Below are 15,955 nucleotides of genomic sequence, written 5' to 3'. Positions count from 1 at the left end.
ATTAATTATTCATAATATTATAATTGATTAAAAAGTATATAATAAAAATACTCAATAATTGATACAGATATAGATAAGTTAAGTGATTCTACTTCATTTTCAATAGGTATTTTAACAAAAATATCAATATAATTTTTGAATTTTTCAGTAATTCCTTTTCCCTCATTACCAAAACAAAATATAACTTTTCTTAATAAACTTTTAGCATTAAAATTTTCTTTTTCTTTTAAATCAAAAACATGATTATTATTTCCCTTTGGATTTATTTTGTAATTATTATTAAAATCACCCTGTCTCAATAACTCATTAATAGAAATATTAGAATGTGAAGACAATCCTATAAGCGTATATCCCATAGTTTTAAAAAGTTCTAAATTATTATAGTTTATAGAATTTATGGAGTTAAGAGAAAATATATTTCCTGCTGATCCTCTAATAACTTTTGGGGAAAATTGAAAAACTGTATCACCAATTAATAAAATATTTTTAAATCCAAAAGCAACAGATGTTCTAATGATTGTCCCTAAATTTCCTGGATCCTGTATATTTTCTAGCAATATAAATTTTTGATCAGATTCCAGATTTAATAAATAATCATTTTTATTTTTAATCAGTAAAGAATTAATAGAATAAAAATTACTAAACTTTTCTGGTAAAACTCCAACACCAATAAATGGATAAGGTGTTTTTGTGGAAGAAATTTTGGAAAGTATCTCCTGATCAACTGAAATAATTCTATTTTTTTGATAATTCAATTTTTTTAATATTTTTAAAAAATTTATACAACTAATATTATAATTCTCATTATTCTTTCTATTAATTAAAATATTATCCAATGCTTTATCAATGATATTACTTAGATCAAATTTAGTTTCCTGATGTAAAAAAGAGTTCTTTAAGTTAATAAAACTTTCTGTATTATACTTACTTTTATCTACAAAAAGGATAAGGATCAATACATTATTTTTTAAAGCTTCTTCAATAACATTTTTTCCTTCTAACAAAACAAAAAAAGAGTTATTTAAACTATTGCTAATTCTTTCTATATTATTATATTTATAAGTTTTATCTTGATTATAAATTGTATTAATATTATTATTGATTAATTTAGATTTTAATGAACTATATTCTTTTCTTTGTTCTTTAAAACATAAATTTATAAATTTGATTAACTTTTGAATGTTTGAATATTCTAACAAATTTACTCCATCTTTATAGCATTAAAGGGACATGCCATGATGCATATCCCACAATTCTTACATTTATTTTGATCTATATCAACAAATCCGTCTTTTAAAATAATTGCTTTTAAACTACAAGCCCTAATACACATTTTACAATTTCTACATAGATCTTTATCAATATAAACCATCTCAAATAATTCCTATTTTTATTTATTTTAAGAAAAGTAAAATTAATAACTTATAATTCAAATAATATAAAGTTTAATTTAAAAAATATAAAAATTAAATTAAATAATATAAAGTTTTATTTAAATAACATAAAATTAAAATAAATGATTCAAATATCTATTTTAAACCTTTAAGTTTTTTTACAATAAAATTAGCTACATCAATACCATGTGTTCCTCTACCAAAACCTGCATCCATACCATTTTCGACTGCCATCTGATTGTTTACCTGAGTCCCGCCAGCAATTAATATAATTTTATCTCTTACCCCTTTTTCTCTACAAACTTGATCCAATTTTCTCATATTTATTTTATGTATCTCTCCATGTGTAATAATAGTAGAAGCTAATATTGCACATGCACCTGTTTCAATTGCTGCATCAACAAGCTTTTCAACTGGTACAGAAGTTCCAAGGTAATAACACTTAAAACCCCATTTTTCAATACCACCATGTTTAATATCAAGAATTTCCTGTAATCCAACTGAATGTTCATCTTCTCCAACTGTTGCACCAACAACTTTTAACTCATTTTTCTTTACAAATTCTTCAATCTCATCATCAGATAAATACTTTTCTTTTTCAGGAATTTTTATATCTTGAAGTTTAACATAATGAGGGATTCTTCCTTTAACCAGGAATAATGTACCTTCAGCTGGATGTAATACTCTTTTATGAATTATTTCTGGATTTTCTAAAGTCATTTTTTTTGCAATTTCTAAAGCTGCAATTTCAGCTGCTTCTTCAAAAGTAGGGATAACCATTTCAACAGTAACAATACCATCCCCATGCCATTCTACTTCTGGTCTGATAATCCCTTTTTCCTCATCCTCAAAATATTTTTTCATTCTCTTTTCAACATTATCTTCTGGATCAAGTTCATCGATATATGAAATTTTCTCAGGTTTACATAAAGTACACCCATCAATAGCATCACATGGTTTGTTTAAATCTTCAGGTATATTGTTAATCCCAAAATGAGAACAAACTGGTGCAAAATAATCACTTTCTCTTTCAACAATTGTACCAGCTGCTACTCCACCATCTTTGTCTCTAACTATACCATCACCATTTCTTTCTGGATAATTACCAGAATCAACAAAATAACCTCTTGAAACAGCTTCAAAATATCCACCAATTTCAACTATCTCTTCTAAAAATAGAACAGCTCTTTCTTTTAATTCTCTAACAATATCACCTAATGGTCCATCCATATCAAGTTTTACAAGTTTTTTTATTCCATCAAGTGCATTAAAAACCTGTTTTGTACCGTCTACAGCCCTGATATTGTTTTGATGCCATGGAACATTTCTACCTTCATCAGGTGTAATGGTAGATTGTAAATCCGAAGAAGTTAACGCTGAAATAAGAGTATCTATAACATGGGTTATTTGAGCTTCATCTGTATCTGATTCAACATATCTGGTATTTTGTTGTGCTCTAAATTTATAATCAGAGAAAATATCTCTTAATGCTACTGCATATGGTAAATCATACCATAATTTTGGAGCAGGTGGTGCTGTAGGTGGAACTGTAGACAATCCAATATTTTCTGGTTCCATTCCTGCTTTTACAGAAAATAAACTATTAATTGCATGCTGTACCATAAGTTCTGGTCTAACTTTCCATGCTTTTTTAGCAGTTGCATTAGCATTATGTGCTCCATCTATTTGAAAAATTTTAGCATCAGCCATTATTTTTTTAGCTTCAGCAGCATCTACAAAAGACCTATACATATTAATATTTCTATAAAGAACATTATATTGAGGATCTTGATGAGCACCAGCAATTCCTTCTTCAGCAAACATTACAGCAATTTCAGGACCAGCTACCCCTGAAACATAAGAATGAAAATTTATAGGTCTTCCAACCTCTTCTTCTATCCAATCTAAAGCTTTTCTAGTAGCTCTAACCTGTTTTCTTGTTATAGGAACACCACCAACTCCTTCAGGTGTCCCTTCAATTAATCCATCAATATGAGATTGCCCTGTAGTTCTAATTACCATAATGTGGTCTGCACCATGCCATGCAGCCATTCTCATTCTTCTAATATCATCTTCAAATCTTCCTGAAGCTATTTCTGTTGTAATTACAGGTTTAGGTTGAGGATCTATATTATCAAAATATTTAGCTGCAGGTAAAGGAACTGATTGTTTTAAGGGAGAGGAATGATCAAAATATGTATGTTCTCTATATTTTATTGAATCAGGGTTATCTCTCCATACCCAACCCCTTTTATTTGCTCTATAATCTTTTAAATCTTTTAAAATCTCTTTAAAATCAAGCTTTTTTTTAGGATCCAATTTCATATAATTTCTCCTATTAATAAAATTAGTTATTTAATTTATATTTATTTTTTTCAAAGGTTAGTTTATTTTTTATCTTACACATAAAAACTATTTTTATTGCAATATAACAATAATTTTAATTAAAACATAAGTCTATCTATAAACAAAATATAGATAAACTACATAATACGCTAACTATATAAACTTTGAATATCATAACCTTCTATTATTTTTAATCCTGCTTCTTTATAATTAATATTTTCTTTTTTTGCTACTTTTAAAACAATATTTCCTGCTCCATGTCCTAATAATTCATTTTTCGTAATTATTTCTACAATTTTTTTTGCTTCAATAGAATTAAACCCCATTCTTAATAAAACAGACCTTTCTATTGAAGGTGAAGTATATTTTTTTGCCATTTCAATCATTGGTTGTACAATTTTATCAGTTAATTCCCAGAATCTTTTTTTCAACTGTTCATCTGTTAAATTTTTTAAATGTTCCCTTCTTTTTTCAAAATCATCTTGTCTTTCTAGTCTTGAATTCATTATTTTGACTCCTTTGATTTTTTTAATTCAGAAAGTATCTTAAACAAATTATCCTTTATCCATTTACCATCAGCATAAATATCATTTTCAAGAAATTCAAAATCCTCTTCACCTAATCTAACATTAGGATAATGATTAATAAGATTTCTCAAATAAGAAATTTTCAACTTTTCCATTGATAATTCATTATAATAAAAATCAGATAAATTTTCTGGTAAAATAATATTTTTACCATTTATGGATTTTCTAGGGTCTCCCCTTAATATTTCTATCCCATTCTCTTTAGCAAATGTAAGCTGTGGTTGAGGATGTTTTCCAGCACCGGTATATTCTGTTTCTTGAACAACAATTATTTGATCCTGGTCCATTTGCATAGCTAAATTAATTGCACCTGCTAATGATGTATTACCTGCAGGTCCCCTTTCCAATCCTTCCAATGCTGCTAACATCTCTGTTGCATAAAAAACTTCACCCTGAGTAACAGTAATGTATTTATCCATATATCTTAAAGGTCTTGCTGCATTTCGAGGTGTATCAGTTCTATCAGGCCATGTTGCAAAAGGCACACCAAAACCGGTATGCCCTGTTGTAAAAGATTTTCTATTAAAATCAATATCTGATGCCATATGTAAACCTGTTAAATCAACAGAGCAACCTACAATTTCTGTAAAATTTTTTTCATTTGTTTCAGCTTTTGCCTTCAATATACCTCTGGCTGTTCCTGTTAAATTGCCTCCACCTGCATGAGTGATAACAACAGCATCAGGATCTCTATCTTCAACTTTTCTTATTTGTTGAATTAATTCATATCCTAAAGTTTCAACCCCTGCGATACCAAATGGTGTGTATAAAGAAGCATTAAAATACCCAGTTTCTTCTAAAGTTAGAAGAAGAGTATAAAATAATTCAGGTCCTACAGAACACATTATAACTTCAGCACCATAAGCATCACATTTTCTAGCTTTTTCTACAATTTCAGGTTGTTCTTTATATTTTGAGTCAAAAACTTCTTGAATAATAATACATTTTAATCCTCTCATAGCAGCTTGAGAAGCAACAGCAGCTCCATAATTTCCTGAAGTTGCTGCAATAACACCTTCATACCCTAATTGTTTTGCTTTAAAAACAGATAATGCTGCTCTTCTAGCTTTAAAGGAACCTGATGCATTTGCTGCTTCATCTTTTAAATAAATTTTTGCACCTTTTCCTTTTGGTGCATATTTTCTTACAAGTTTTGTAATATTAGAAAGATAATATAAAGGGGTATTTCCAACTTTTACATTATTTTGTATTGAAGCAACTTCATGAATTGAAAATCCAACATCATTCATCATCTGCTCATAATCAAATGCTATACTACCATATTCATACTTTGAATAATCCAAACCTAAAGCTTTTTTCATTATATCATTTTTTCTTTTCATTACACTATCATAACTTTTATCCATTTTTTTCTCCTAACTCTTGCAGTTCTTTTCTCAAAGATATATTTATGTCTATAAGTTCTGGTATAGTAGTTCCAAAATTATGTTTAAATGAAGGGTTTACTTCAATAAGTTTTCCTTTGTGTGTTCTACAAATCTTTGTTTTTATAGTAACCTCTTCACCTAGATTTGCATCTTCAACAAGATATCCACATATATGCATAATATATGGTACTTTTTTTGTTTCTTCTGGTAGATGAGAAGCTCTCTGTTGGGGTTTAAGTAGAACCTTTTCTATTTTAACCCATGTCCCTTTTTTTATCATAAACATCTCCAAAATAAAAATAATTTTTTTTTAATATTTAATATTTTATATTTAATATTTTATATTTTATATTTTTTATTATTTTTTCTATTTATTTTTTTGTTTATTATTTATAGAAATAATTTTTTATATTTTCCATCATTTTTTTACTTATTTATTTTAAATATTTTTTTATTTAATTCACATTTATTTAATTTAATTTAATTTTATTTAGTTATTATCAATTTCTTATCATTATAATATCTATTTTTTATTATTAGTATTAATTTTACATTATTTATTTGATTTTAATTTTTCCATCTATTAATTTATAAAAAACAATAATTAAAAAATTCGTCTTAATTCTTTTGGAGAAATTTTTCTAATTTCTGGTTTATATTCTACAGCTTTTCGTCCAAATGAATATCCCATTTTTTCATATAAAGCAACTGTTTCCATATTTACAGCTCTTTGTTTTCTTAATTCACCTATTGGAATTATATCAATTTTGTCTGCTTCTACATCTGCCACTCCATATCCAAAAAGTTCTCTTTTTACAAGTTCAACTGCTGCTGTACCCAATTTTTGACCTTGGGTTGCATCATATGCATCTGAAATTCCAGATCTTATGGTATGCCCAAGATTAACGGATCTAACATTAGGAACTTCTCTAACACCTTCAATAAATAAACCATATTTTTTAAGAAATTGCTTTATACTGTCATCCTGTTTTAATTTTGTTTTAATAATATGAGTTATATATTCTCCTGCTCCACCTAATTGTACATGTCCAAAATGATCCATCTCCTTTGAAGCTGTAATATAATCACCAGTTCTTAAATCTTTTATCCCTTCAGAAACTACAATCATATACCAACCTTTTCTAAATCTAGAATTTTCGATTCTTTCTTTATATTTTTTCAATATTTCATTATACATAAAATCAATATCAACAGGAATTTCAGGAATTAAAATCATATCAGCTTGACCTGCAACACCACCATACAAAGCAGTATGACCAACATATCGACCAAATACTTCTACAACCATAATTCTATCATGAGATCTTGCAGTTGTCCTAAGTTCATAAACACTATCTGCAATTTTATTTATTGCAGAAGAACCCCCAACAGAATAAGGTAAAATATCAAGATCCATAGTTTTTGGAACCCAAACAACTTTAAATCCATGATTGGACAATTCTTCTAAAACTAGTGAAGTATCATCACCTCCTGAACCTATAAGTATTTCAATACCAGCTTTTTTTAAATTTTCTTTAACTTTATCAAATCCATCGGGAATAGTATTAAGTTTAACTCTGGAAGTTCCAATAATTGTTCCACATTTTTTTGCTCTATTATCTACTAATTGGGGTTTTATAACAACACCAGGGTTTTTATCAAGATTATATAGTCCAAGATAACCATTAGGTATTCCAACAATTTCCCAACCTTCTTTATAAGCAGCAAAAACTACCCCTCTAATAACAGCCTCAAGTCCTCCGCAATCCCCACCTCCAGTGAATAACCCTATTCTTTTTTTCCCCATTATATCCCCCTTATTCTTATAATTATTTTTAATTTTTATATTTTAAATTTTTTTATATTATGATTGAAAACAGAATTAACAAAATTAGTTGTTTAGCTTATTTAATAAATATACTTTTAAAAATAAATTTCAATAACAAAACATTCAATAAATAATAAAATTGAAATTATTGAGATATTTAAAAAATAAGAAATTAATTCTATCATTATTAAAATTTTTTCTCACTAGGTTAGTTGTGCAGATTTAGAATTTAATACTTTTAAAACATTTAAAAAAATCAAATAATATCTTCTGTTTAGCCTTTGGCAACTAACAATCGTTCGAAAAATTATAATAAGGATAGACATATATATTTAACTTATTAAATCAACAATAATAATTTCAAATTTTATTATTAATTTCACCTATCACGAAGTCATTATATTACTTTAATCTTAGGTAATTAACAATCTCTAAAAAAAATTTTTTTATTTCTGCAACTTTTTTAAATATTTTATTGTCTATAAATAATAAAAGACAAATAAAAAAGGATTATGCTTTATGAAAGAACTATATTATAATTTTATTAAACATCCCCATGATACTTTCTTTAAAATAGTTTTTAAAAATATTAATAATGCTAAGGACTTTATTAATATCATATTACCAGATAATATTAAAAAATATATCAATATCAATAATCTAAAAATTGTTGAATCTTCTTACATTACAAAAGAATTTAAAAATAGATTCGCTGACCTTGTCTTTGAAACTAATTTAATTAACTCTAAACATAATATTAACATATACTTCCTCTTTGAACATAAATCCTATAAAGATAATGCAATCTTTATTCAACTTTTAAGATATATGTTAGTTAAATGGGAAAAAGATTTTCAAAATAATAAAGATTTATCTTTAATATTACCTGTTGTATTTTATCATGGTAAAAGCAAATGGGATATTGATACAGAATTTATAAATAATTTTAAAATAGACAAAAATATTAAGAATAATTTTAAAAACTATTTACTAAATTTTAAATATCTATTTTTTAATGATAGTAAGAATAAATTAAGTTATAAAGCAATGAATTATAATAGATACTTGAAATTAGCCCTTGATGTATTAAAATATAAAGCAGAAGAGGATAAGGAAATAATATACCGTATACTTGATATAATAGATGAAGAGATTAAAAATAGCGAGATAAAAGGTATATTTTATGTATATATATTTGCAATATTGAAAAGTGGAGATAGAGAAATGGTGATAAAAAAATAGAAGAGAAGGAGAGCAAGATGCCATCTATATTAGAATCATTGATAAAAGAAAGTAAAATAGAAGGATTAAAAGAAGGTGAAATTAAAGGAAAACTTGAAGGACAAATACTTGATAAGCAACAGGTTTTAATAAAACAGATAGATTTAAAATTTGGAATAAGTGATGAAGAAAAACAGATTATATTAAATTGTTTTGATAGAGATAAGCTTGAGAGAGGGATAGAAAAAATCCTATTTGTTAATAATAAAATTGAAATTATTGAGATATTTAAAAAATAAAAAGTTCATATCATAATTGAAATTATTCTCCTTAGTATAGTTATGAAATTTTATTATTTAATTATTTTTAAACATTAACTATAATCTAATATTTAATCTTTTTAGCCCTTGGCAACTATAATCCAGTCGAATAATTTCAATTATGATATATATATTTGTTTATATTTATTTAATGAAAATTCAACAATTTTCAATTTTATCATTAACTGTAACAAATACAGTAATTTTTATACATTAATAAGAATACTATAATTTTACATTGGTTACTAGTTTATTAGAAAAATTATAATGAAATTTTATTATTGATTTTATTTAGGAAATTAAAAAGTGATGTGGGCCCTCCAGGACTTGAACCTGGAACCTACTGATTATGAGTCAGCCGCTCTAACCGATTGAGCTAAGGGCCCAAGAAACGGGAGTGACGGGGATCGAACCCGCGATCTCCGGCTTGACAGGCCGGCGCGATAACCAACTTCGCCACACCCCCATGTGTGCTATGTATTTACCAAATACAATTTTTTTGTCAACTAAATTTTAAAACTTTTTAAAAATTATTTAAAAATCTTACTTTTACACCTACAATTAATATTTTTAACTCTATTTAAAATATCATAATATTTAAATATTTAACTTATACAAAATATTTATTAAAACTATTTATTATAAATAATTTTACCATCCTGTATAATTGTTGAAGGGTAAGGTCTTTCTAGATAATAAAGTAAAATAAAATCAATAAATTGGTCAAAATCCTCAACAGGAAAACCCAAAAGATCAATAATTGAAAAATCAGCAGTATAGTTATTATCAATTTTACCTATTTTATCCTTAAATAGAAATTCTGGAATTTTTTGAAGATTTATAATTTGGTTCTTTAATACTTTTATTATATTTATATCTTTGGTTAATTTAAAAATATGAAAAAAAGCATTAAAAACATTATAAACATTATACCCACAAACAATAAAAAAATTTAATTCAGGATTTTTTTCAATCTTTTTCATAAAAGCTTTTGAAAATTCTTGATTATTAAATCTGTCTTCATTAATGAGAAGATAGGTGTTAAAAGAAGGTTCAAAATCCAATGTTAATTTATCATCTTCAAATTGGATAAAGCCAAGTGAATCATCAGGAATCATTCTAACATATTTTTCATAATAATCCTTTTCTGTACCTATACCAAAATAAAAATGATTAATTTTATCTAATTCAATTTCTTCAAAATTATTTGGAAAATAATATGAAGTATGATGAGATTTAAAATTTGAATCAATATTACTTGAATAAGTTTTAAAATCTTGATTTTCTTTTTTTGATAAAATAATCTGTTCAGGTAATTTATCATTATTGAAATATGATAAAGAAGTTCTAATAAAATACTCTTTTTCCAATTTTTTAGATATGGTTAAAAGAGAATTTTTTACCATTTGATAGGATAGATGGGAATAAAAAAGTATGGAATGACCATTTAGAGCAATTCTTTTAGAAATTACATTAAGAGTTTTTTCAACAATATCAAATGGTAAATTTTTAAAAACATCTTTATCCAGTTCAAATTCAGATTTGAATTCATTTAAATATTTGTATGGAAGAACATCAAAAATTGTATTTTTAAAAAGTAAAAAAGAAGGTAAAACTAGTTTACCTTCCCCATTTATTACCAATAAATTATCTTCCTTTTCACTAAAATTTTGAATTTTTAGTTTATTATTTTCAACTAAAATGTTTTTATTATTTAAAATTTTATCATTTAAAAGTACAGAAGTGTTAGTTACTAAAATTTTTTTCATGTTAATACCTTATCTTTTAGTTTTAAACCATTTTTTCTAAAATAGAATCTTCAATTGTTATGTACTTTTTTAAACCTTCTTGCAAGATATATAAAGCTTTTTTAAGATTTTCTTCTTTTAAAACATAAGCTATTCTAATTTCATCAATACCCAGGTGAGGAGTTTGATAAAACCCTGCAGCTGGAGCGACCATTGTAGTTTCATTATCAATATTAAAATCAGTTAACATCCATTTAGCAAAAATTTCAGCATTTTTAACTGGAAGTTTTGCTACCATATAAAAAGCACCTTCAGGTTTATTAATAATAACATTATCAATCTTTGATAAAACATCATAACATATATCTCTTCTTTTTTTATATTCTTCTCTTACCGGGTCAAAATAATCTGCAGGTAATTTATAAGCTGCTGCTGCACCAACCTGTTCAAGAGTAGGTGGACATAATCTTGCCATTGCAAATTTAAGAATGTTTTCCATTACCAATTTATTTTTAGTAATAATTGAACCAATTCTAGCTCCACATGCAGAAAATCTTTTTGAAATCGAGTCAATTACAATTACTCTTTCAGGATTTGGTAATTCTAATACTGAAAAATGTTTTTCACCCGTATAAATAAATTCTTTATAAACTTCATCAGATAAAATAAAAAGATCATATTTTTCAGCTATTTCAAATATTTTTGTTATCTCTTCTTTTGAAAGGATAGTACCTGTAGGATTATTTGGTGAACCTATTAATATTGCTTTTGTTGATGGTGAAATAAGTTGAACAATTTTATCAAAATCTTTTATATGAAAAGCATCTTCTGCTTTTAAAGTAACAGGAACAAGTTTAACTCCAGAAGCTGCTGCATAACCTGCATAATTAGCATAAAATGGTTCAAAAACAATAACTTCATCCCCTTTATCACAAACAACATCTAAAGCAAATGAAATTGCTTCAGAACCACCATTAGTTATACAAATGTCATCAGTTTCTAACTCTATGTTATACCTTTTAAAATAATCTTTCATTGCTTCCTTTAAAAAATCATATCCTGAAGAAGGACCATATGCTAAAACAGGTTCATTAAAATTTTTTACTGCATTAAAAAATACTTCAGGTGTTTCTATATCTGGTTGTCCAATATTTAAATGATAAACCTTTATACCTTTACTCTTTGCTTGATTAGCATAAGGAACAAGTTTTCTAATAGGTGAAGATGGCATAAACTTAGACCTTCTTGATAATTTCATAGCAGTTTCCTTAATTTTTTTATAGTTTAAAAAAATAGCTTTTATTGTCAAGAATAAAGAATATTTTAAGTTGAATTTTTTACAATAAACTTTTAAATATTGATATGAAAAAGAAAAACTTAAAATTTATTATTTTTCTTCTTGCTATTACTTTTGTTTTCATCTATTTTTCAAATCAAATCAAACCAAGATTAAATCAATTTATAATAAATAACAGCTCGGAAGAAATTCTAAGTTCAAATGAAATTAATTCCAATAATTTTAGAGAAATAAATGAAAAATTATTAAATGATATAATTGATAAATACAAAATTAACTTAAATAGCAAAGAAAACCAAATAGTTAATAAAGATACAAATTTAAAAGACATTGGAGTAACAAATAATTCTTCTAATAATTCAAATCCTTTAGATAATAACCAGAACATACAAAATAATGATTTTAATAAAAATATTAAAAATAATACCAATGAATCTAACTATACTACAAACTTTCCTTTAAATAAAATTGATATAAATAAAGCGAATTTAAAAAAATTGGAATCAATACCAGGAATTGGCCCTGTGTTAGCAAATAGAATAATTGAATACAGGAATATAAATGGAAAGTTTAAATCTTTATCCGATCTGCTCAAAATAAAAGGGATTGGACCTAAAACACTTGAAAAAATAAAACCATATATTAAAATTCAATAAGAGATATAAAAGGAACAATAATCTATGGAAAAATCAAATAATAATTCCTTCTTCGATTTTGATGAAAAAGATAAACATATAATAGTATCTGAAAATGAACTATTTGATATTATAGATAAAGCTGAAAATTTCAATAATAAAAACATTGAACAAGAATCTAATAATACCTTTATTGATGATAATAGTGATTTTAAAGAAAATACTAAAGATAAATATAAAAATATTATTGAAGAAGAGATAAATACAATTCCTAACAAAGATAATAGCAATCTTAATAGTGAAAAAATAATAATAGATGATGTAGATAGTGATGAAGTTGTTGAAATTAATATTAATGAACTTTATGAATATTATGAAAAACAAAAAAAAATACAATATTTTATTAAAGAGGGTAACTCTGAAACAAATCAAAACAAATCACAAATTGAAGATTCCCAGAGAAACTTATTACTAGACAAATTAACAGAAGTTAAAACAAAAGATATAATAGAAGATGAAGAAAAAGACATAATTTCTGATGATATGCAGATACTTGAAAATGAAGAAATTGATGATAATAAAAATCTTATAGATGAATCGTTATATAATGTAAAAGATTTAGAAGAGATAAAAAATTCTGAATTAAAAGATAAAGATAAAAATATTTCTATAAACGATAAATATCTAAAAACAGAAATTAAAGATATATTAAATTATATTGATAACTTATTAGATGCACTACCTGAAGAAAAAATAGAAGAATTTGCAAATTCCAAATATTTTTCTCTTTATAAAAAGATATTAAAAGAACTTCAAAATGAAAAATAAATTAAAACATAAAGGTAATATATTTAAAATATTATATGTAAAATAATTTGTTATATCCAAAATAATTTAAAAAAATAGTATTATGAGTTTATTAGAGAAAGCAGAAAAAATTTTACAAAAACCTGACAACATTTTACTTTCTGAAGAGGAATTAAAAAATGTAAAAAGAGTTAAAGCTGAAAAAAAGAAATTGTTAACAAAAGAAAAAATAAAGGAAAACATTAAAAACAAAATTAAAAAAAATAAAACAAATATGGATTTTGATTATGAGTTAACCCCAATTAAAATCCAGGAAAATGAAGTTGAGAAGTTATTTAAAAAGAAAAAAATAAAATATGGAAATAAAATAGAAGTTCTTGATATATTACTTTCAAATTTTAAAATTTTTAAATCAAGATATAGAAACTTTTTAACATTCAATAATTTAATAGATTTTGTAATTAAAAATGTAAAAAATTACATTTTTATTGATAATATTTATGTTTTTTCTAAAAAATATAAAATAATGAATAATGTTAATAAAAAATATAAGGAACTGGAAGAATTAATTTTAGAAAATGAACAAATTTTGTACATAGATGAAAGTATTATAAATTTGAAAACTAAATTTGATATTAATAAAGATATTTTCTTTTTTAAAACAAATATTCAAGGAAACTTGAACATTTTTGTGTTTTTTGAAGTTACACTTGAAGAATTAAAAATTAACGAATATTTTTTTGATATACTCTCTATATTTTTAGATAATCTTATTAATTATGTTTATAACCTGTTTAAAATAAGAAATATAAATATTGAACCTTCAGTTGATTTAATAAAAAATACCATTTCCAAAATCAATAATAAAAAAATTTATAAAATAGTTATTCTAAAAATACTAAATTTTCCATCAATTATAAATAAAATTGCTCTTGATGATCTACAAAACTTTTTCAAATTTTTAGATATTTTTTATAAATCTCATGATCTTATTAATATAAATTACAAAACAATCATATTTGAAATACCTATAATTGATAAATTTCATTCAGATGAAGAATATTCTAGATTAGAAAAAAATAAGATTGAATCTTTTAAAAATAATTTTAAATCTATTCTTAAAGATTATGAAATTCAAACTGAAATTGAACCTGTTTTTAAAATAAAAGAAATTTATATAACAAGTTTTGACGAAGCTATTACTTCTTTATTTTTATCTTTTTAAATATGTTTTATCCTTATTAATATCTACAACATATACTTTAAATATTAATTTTTATAAATTCTTTTTTTGATATTTTAAATAAAAATTAAATTAAAAACAAAAAATATTTTATTATCAAAACGGAGGAGATAATGGAATTAAAAAAAATTGAGATTGAAAAACCTGATGAAATTAATTTTATACTTGGGCAATCACATTTCATTAAAACAATCGAAGATTTATATGAAGCGATAGTACAAACTGTACCAGATGCTAAATTTGGTATTGCATTTTGTGAAGCATCAGGTAAAAGACTTATTAGATATACTGGTACATCAGAAAAAATGATAGACCTGGCTATTAAAAATGCTAAAAAAATTGGAGCTGGCCATAGCTTTATAATTTTTTTAGAAAATTTGTTTCCAGTAAACATATTAAATTCAATTAAAAATGTTACTGAAGTTTGTAGAATATTTTGTGCTACAGCAAACCCAACGGACATAATAATTTATGATGACGGAGAAAAAAGAGGAATATTAGGGGTACTGGATGGATTTACACCATTAGGTGTTGAAAATGATGAAGACAAAAAATGGAGAAAAGATATAATAAGACAATTTGGTTATAAAGAAAAATAAAAGGTGAATTTTGGAAAAAAGAATTTTACAATTATCAAAATACAATAAAATTTGGATAAAAAACTTTATAAAAGAAAAACAAATAATTACAAAAATTCTTAAAAATGAATTGACAGGGATTTATCATATAGGAAGCACCTCAATTAATTCTATTGTTGCTAAACCTATAATTGATATTCTTGTTTCAGTTAGAAATATTAACAAAATTGACAAATATTATAAATTATTTTATAAAAATGGTTATATTGCTGAAGGAGAAAAAGGGATAAAAGGGAGAAGATATTTTGTAAAAAAGGATGGTATAAAACATCTTGTTCACATTCACATATTTGAAGAAAATACAAAAAATATAAAAAGACATTTAGCTTTTAAAAATTATCTAATTAAAAATCCATATTGGGCTTTAAAATATTCTAATTTAAAAAAACGTTTAAATAAACAATATAAAAGTGATTTAGAAAAATACATTGAAGGGAAAATTAGATTTATAAAAAGGATAGAAAATAAAGCTTTAAAATTTTAAATTTTTCTTATTACAAAAA

At 24.6% G+C, this 15,955-nt stretch carries 16 protein-coding genes and 2 tRNA genes; 7 read left to right on the top strand and 11 right to left on the bottom strand.

Annotated features, from left to right (window positions below):
• Nucleotides 1–17 precede the first annotated feature (17 nt).
• The 7 genes from ACZ5EC_RS02235 to ACZ5EC_RS02205 form a co-directional block, all read right to left on the bottom strand.
• Nucleotides 18–1,199, bottom strand: coding sequence for a TrmH family RNA methyltransferase (locus tag ACZ5EC_RS02235; protein ID WP_464303336.1), 1,182 nt, complete (start codon nucleotides 1,197–1,199; stop codon nucleotides 18–20).
• A gap of 2 nt (nucleotides 1,200–1,201) precedes the next feature.
• Nucleotides 1,202–1,372: a 4Fe-4S binding protein gene (locus ACZ5EC_RS02230; protein ID WP_464303335.1), complete on the bottom strand. Its 171-nt coding sequence runs from the start codon at nucleotides 1,370–1,372 to the stop codon at nucleotides 1,202–1,204.
• 157 nt (nucleotides 1,373–1,529) lie between these two features.
• On the bottom strand, nucleotides 1,530–3,719 hold the full coding sequence (oraE, locus tag ACZ5EC_RS02225) for a D-ornithine 4,5-aminomutase subunit OraE (RefSeq protein WP_464303334.1): 2,190 nt from the start codon (nucleotides 3,717–3,719) through the stop codon (nucleotides 1,530–1,532).
• Nucleotides 3,720–3,889: 170 nt separating this feature from the next.
• A complete protein-coding gene (locus ACZ5EC_RS02220) occupies nucleotides 3,890–4,246 on the bottom strand; it encodes an ornithine aminomutase subunit alpha (RefSeq protein WP_464303333.1) in 357 nt (118 codons plus the stop codon).
• Entirely contained in the window at nucleotides 4,246–5,694 is a 1,449-nt protein-coding gene (ortB, locus tag ACZ5EC_RS02215) for a 2-amino-4-oxopentanoate thiolase subunit OrtB (RefSeq protein ID WP_464303332.1), read from the bottom strand. Before ortB ends, ACZ5EC_RS02220 begins: the two co-directional genes overlap by 1 nt.
• On the bottom strand, nucleotides 5,687–5,995 hold the full coding sequence (ortA, locus tag ACZ5EC_RS02210; protein ID WP_464303331.1) for a 2-amino-4-oxopentanoate thiolase subunit OrtA: 309 nt from the start codon (nucleotides 5,993–5,995) through the stop codon (nucleotides 5,687–5,689). Before ortA ends, ortB begins: the two co-directional genes overlap by 8 nt.
• 324 nt (nucleotides 5,996–6,319) lie before the next feature.
• Nucleotides 6,320–7,522 carry a 6-phosphofructokinase gene (locus tag ACZ5EC_RS02205; protein WP_464303330.1) on the bottom strand — a complete coding sequence of 401 codons (1,203 nt, stop codon included), beginning with the start codon at nucleotides 7,520–7,522 and terminating at the stop codon, nucleotides 6,320–6,322.
• Between the two features lie 540 nt (nucleotides 7,523–8,062).
• Here ACZ5EC_RS02205 and ACZ5EC_RS02200 point away from each other — a divergent pair.
• Together ACZ5EC_RS02200 and ACZ5EC_RS02195 are read left to right on the top strand one after the other, a co-directional pair.
• Nucleotides 8,063–8,785 carry an Rpn family recombination-promoting nuclease/putative transposase gene (locus ACZ5EC_RS02200; protein WP_464303329.1) on the top strand — a complete coding sequence of 241 codons (723 nt, stop codon included), beginning with the start codon at nucleotides 8,063–8,065 and terminating at the stop codon, nucleotides 8,783–8,785.
• A gap of 17 nt (nucleotides 8,786–8,802) precedes the next feature.
• A complete protein-coding gene (locus ACZ5EC_RS02195) occupies nucleotides 8,803–9,063 on the top strand; it encodes a hypothetical protein (RefSeq protein WP_464303328.1) in 261 nt (86 codons plus the stop codon).
• A gap of 333 nt (nucleotides 9,064–9,396) precedes the next feature.
• Here the strand turns inward: ACZ5EC_RS02195 and ACZ5EC_RS02190 are convergent.
• The 4 genes from ACZ5EC_RS02190 to ACZ5EC_RS02175 form a co-directional block, all read right to left on the bottom strand.
• Nucleotides 9,397–9,470 (bottom strand) — tRNA-Ile (locus ACZ5EC_RS02190).
• 6 nt (nucleotides 9,471–9,476) lie between these two features.
• Nucleotides 9,477–9,550: transfer RNA gene (locus tag ACZ5EC_RS02185), tRNA-Asp, on the bottom strand.
• Nucleotides 9,551–9,716: 166 nt separating this feature from the next.
• The gene (locus ACZ5EC_RS02180; RefSeq protein ID WP_464303327.1) at nucleotides 9,717–10,853 is read right to left on the bottom strand and encodes a hypothetical protein; all 1,137 of its coding nucleotides are present in this window, start codon (nucleotides 10,851–10,853) and stop codon (nucleotides 9,717–9,719) included.
• Nucleotides 10,854–10,875: 22 nt separating this feature from the next.
• Nucleotides 10,876–12,090 (bottom strand): pyridoxal phosphate-dependent aminotransferase, encoded by a 1,215-nt coding sequence (locus ACZ5EC_RS02175; RefSeq protein ID WP_464303326.1) that lies wholly within the window; start codon nucleotides 12,088–12,090, stop codon nucleotides 10,876–10,878.
• Nucleotides 12,091–12,194: 104 nt separating this feature from the next.
• Between ACZ5EC_RS02175 and ACZ5EC_RS02170 the strand changes: the two genes are divergently transcribed.
• The 5 genes from ACZ5EC_RS02170 (at nucleotide 12,195) to ACZ5EC_RS02150 (ending at nucleotide 15,936) form a co-directional block, all read left to right on the top strand.
• On the top strand, nucleotides 12,195–12,785 hold the full coding sequence (locus tag ACZ5EC_RS02170) for a ComEA family DNA-binding protein (RefSeq protein ID WP_464303325.1): 591 nt from the start codon (nucleotides 12,195–12,197) through the stop codon (nucleotides 12,783–12,785).
• A 24-nt stretch (nucleotides 12,786–12,809) separates the two neighbouring features.
• Complete coding sequence (locus ACZ5EC_RS02165; RefSeq protein ID WP_464303324.1) at nucleotides 12,810–13,592, top strand: hypothetical protein; 783 nt, start codon at nucleotides 12,810–12,812, stop codon at nucleotides 13,590–13,592.
• An 82-nt stretch (nucleotides 13,593–13,674) separates the two neighbouring features.
• The gene (locus tag ACZ5EC_RS02160) at nucleotides 13,675–14,796 is read left to right on the top strand and encodes a hypothetical protein (protein ID WP_464303323.1); all 1,122 of its coding nucleotides are present in this window, start codon (nucleotides 13,675–13,677) and stop codon (nucleotides 14,794–14,796) included.
• A 131-nt stretch (nucleotides 14,797–14,927) separates the two neighbouring features.
• Entirely contained in the window at nucleotides 14,928–15,413 is a 486-nt protein-coding gene (locus ACZ5EC_RS02155; RefSeq protein ID WP_464303322.1) for an adenosine-specific kinase, read from the top strand.
• Between the two features lie 10 nt (nucleotides 15,414–15,423).
• Nucleotides 15,424–15,936, top strand: a complete 513-nt coding sequence (locus ACZ5EC_RS02150; RefSeq protein ID WP_464303321.1) for a GrpB family protein — start codon at nucleotides 15,424–15,426, stop codon at nucleotides 15,934–15,936.
• The last annotated feature ends 19 nt before the right edge of the window (nucleotides 15,937–15,955 follow it).

It is taken from the genome of Exilispira thermophila, from assembly GCF_055389015.1.
This window is presented reverse-complemented; position numbering and strand designations above follow the sequence as displayed.

Bases quoted from the DNA above. Each gene is read 5' to 3' on its own strand.
- ACZ5EC_RS02230 (WP_464303335.1), bottom strand. From the start codon at position 1,372: ATGGTTTATATTGATAAAGATCTATGTAGAAATTGTAAAATGTGTATT.
- oraE (WP_464303334.1), bottom strand. From the start codon at position 3,719: ATGAAATTGGATCCTAAAAAAAAGCTTGATTTTAAAGAGATTTTAAAA.
- ACZ5EC_RS02220 (WP_464303333.1), bottom strand. From the start codon at position 4,246: ATGAATTCAAGACTAGAAAGACAAGATGATTTTGAAAAAAGAAGGGAA.
- ortB (WP_464303332.1), bottom strand. From the start codon at position 5,694: ATGGATAAAAGTTATGATAGTGTAATGAAAAGAAAAAATGATATAATG.
- ortA (WP_464303331.1), bottom strand. From the start codon at position 5,995: ATGATAAAAAAAGGGACATGGGTTAAAATAGAAAAGGTTCTACTTAAA.
- ACZ5EC_RS02205 (WP_464303330.1), bottom strand. From the start codon at position 7,522: ATGGGGAAAAAAAGAATAGGGTTATTCACTGGAGGTGGGGATTGCGGA.
- ACZ5EC_RS02200 (WP_464303329.1), top strand. From the start codon at position 8,063: ATGAAAGAACTATATTATAATTTTATTAAACATCCCCATGATACTTTC.
- ACZ5EC_RS02195 (WP_464303328.1), top strand. From the start codon at position 8,803: ATGCCATCTATATTAGAATCATTGATAAAAGAAAGTAAAATAGAAGGA.
- ACZ5EC_RS02180 (WP_464303327.1), bottom strand. From the start codon at position 10,853: ATGAAAAAAATTTTAGTAACTAACACTTCTGTACTTTTAAATGATAAA.
- ACZ5EC_RS02175 (WP_464303326.1), bottom strand. From the start codon at position 12,090: ATGAAATTATCAAGAAGGTCTAAGTTTATGCCATCTTCACCTATTAGA.
- ACZ5EC_RS02170 (WP_464303325.1), top strand. From the start codon at position 12,195: ATGAAAAAGAAAAACTTAAAATTTATTATTTTTCTTCTTGCTATTACT.
- ACZ5EC_RS02165 (WP_464303324.1), top strand. From the start codon at position 12,810: ATGGAAAAATCAAATAATAATTCCTTCTTCGATTTTGATGAAAAAGAT.
- ACZ5EC_RS02160 (WP_464303323.1), top strand. From the start codon at position 13,675: ATGAGTTTATTAGAGAAAGCAGAAAAAATTTTACAAAAACCTGACAAC.
- ACZ5EC_RS02155 (WP_464303322.1), top strand. From the start codon at position 14,928: ATGGAATTAAAAAAAATTGAGATTGAAAAACCTGATGAAATTAATTTT.